This is a genomic window from Nocardia alni (assembly GCF_019038435.1).
In the GTDB taxonomy this organism is placed as follows: domain Bacteria; phylum Actinomycetota; class Actinomycetes; order Mycobacteriales; family Mycobacteriaceae; genus Nocardia; species Nocardia alni.
The window spans coordinates 1-2,040 of sequence record NZ_JAGPOX010000305.1 but is presented as its reverse complement, the minus strand read 5'-3'; the positions used below and the strand labels follow the sequence as shown (position 1 = coordinate 2,040).

The following is a 2,040-nucleotide window of genomic DNA, read 5'->3' as shown; positions in this document are numbered from 1 at the left end:
GGACGGGTAGAGATCCTGGGGGGACGGTGGATCGAAGGCGTGCCAGGTGGACTCGTGTGTGTCCGACTCGGCGGCCATATCCGTCTGCGGAGGGCCGAACGGTTGGGGAGAACTCGCGCGCATCGGCGCGGTCTCGTGGGATTCGTAGGCGGGAGTGGAGCCGGGATGCGGCGGGGCGATCTCGGGGCCGCCGAATCGGTCCGGGGTGATGACGCCGTCGCGCGGATCGGACTCGGGGTCCGGTGAGCCGAACTGCACCGGGGTCACGACCCCACCGGGCTGGGGATCGGGCGCCGGGGACCTGGGTGCGGCCCCCGGCAGGGGTAGCACGGTCGTCGGGTGATCGACCACATCGACAGCGGGTAGTCCGTCGGTCTCGGTGTGGTCGATCGCGTGCTCCGCGGACGCGTATCCGGACCGGAAGTGCTCGGCCGCGGCGGCGGGCGAGGGTGGAGTGACGGCCCCACGGACGGTGTCGTCCTCATCCGGCCGCGCTTCGGTCCCGCCCTGTTCGTACACCGAGGCCGTTGCGGGCGCGGCGAATTCCGGGCCGGCGGGCGACGCCGGCCGTTCGTCGGCGGTGTCCGCGTGGGTTCCCTGCCCGGGCACGTAGGAGTCGGAGACGAATGCGGCGAAGGGGCCCGTCTTCCACCCCGGCGTGGTCGCGAAACCCTCTGTGGCGGCATCGTTCCCGTGCTCGGACAGCCAACTCGGCGCGGCGTCTTCGGCTTCGGGCTGCCGGGCGGGTTGAACCGGTGCGTCGGGTTCGGGATGCGCGGTGAGACGTTCGGGCAACTGGGGCGCGACATCCGAGGCCGCCACCGGCGTGCCGACCCCGTCGGGATGCTGCTGCACGCGCCCGAACGGCTGCGTTCCGGAATCCTGCGCCCCGTCGTAGTGCGCCTGCCAGGGCACCGTCGGCGCCCCGTCGGGTTGCCACGGGGGGACGGTCTGACCGCCGGGTTGCGGCGGAGTCTGGTAGGCGGATCCGTACGGCTGCGGTTCCCGCATCGGCTCGGGAGCGGCTTGTCCGGGCTGAACGTCGCCCAGGCGCGGTACCGAGCCGAGCCGCGGCGGGCTCGAATCCCGTGCCGGCTCGAACTGCTCGCCGAGATCGTTGCGTGCCACCTGCCAGGGCGGCAAGATAACCGGTTCGGTGGGCGATCCCGGCACAGGCGGCGGAGTCAACCGCTCGGGTGTGAACGGCGCGGGATCCTGCAGCTGGGATCCCGTGATGTTCTCCGCCTGCCAGGACTGCGGCGGCATCGACCGCTCGTCCACAGAGTAATCGGTGTCGGCCCGTGGTGACGCATAGGGATCGGGCTCCGCCGCGAACGGGTCAGCCACCCCGAGGTGCGATGAAAGATACTGCCCCCCTTGCCCTTCGAACGACGGCCGGGAGAAGTGATCAGGCGAGTCCGCGGCGGGCTGCTGCGGTACCGGTGGTTCGCTGAACGAGCGCCACGACGGCGGCGCGGCGCCCTGGTCGTGCCCGGCCTCGCCGATGACGCCCGGCGATTCGACGACCGGCGACTCGCTCCCCGCGGACGACTCGGACTCGGCCGCATCCTGCGCTGCTCGCCGCGCGGCACGCTTGCGCCTGCCATTGGACACCGAACCCCAATACAGCGCCACGATCGCCAGGAACGTCGTGACCACGGTCGGGATCGCCGCCCACCGACCGTACTTACCGATCACGTCGTCGACGAAGCCGCCGGTGAGATTCATCGAGTCGAACAGGAACAGCGCGCCGGCCCCGAGCGCGCCGGTCAGCCGGGCCAGCGGGGGCTTGGCCCCGACGACCAGCATCATCCCGGCGATGATCGCGATGATCGCGGCCAGCAGGGACCCGAAATCGCGGGCCACGATCGCATATCCGGGCTGTGCCAAGCCCAGCACCAGCCGGGCCAGATACGTCAGCGTGGCGATGAGCAGCATGACCGCGGCGATCAGATCCGCTGCCGGGCGCCGCCCATCCTGCGGATCGTCGACCGGCGGGTCGGGTTGCGGTGACCGGTCCAGATCAGGATCGGGCACTGT

General features: G+C 71.4%; 1 pseudogene. It reads right to left on the bottom strand.

What is annotated here, in order from left to right:
* Nucleotides 1-2,040 (bottom strand): annotated as a pseudogene (locus JZ791_RS44005) (hypothetical protein); the annotation flags it as partial.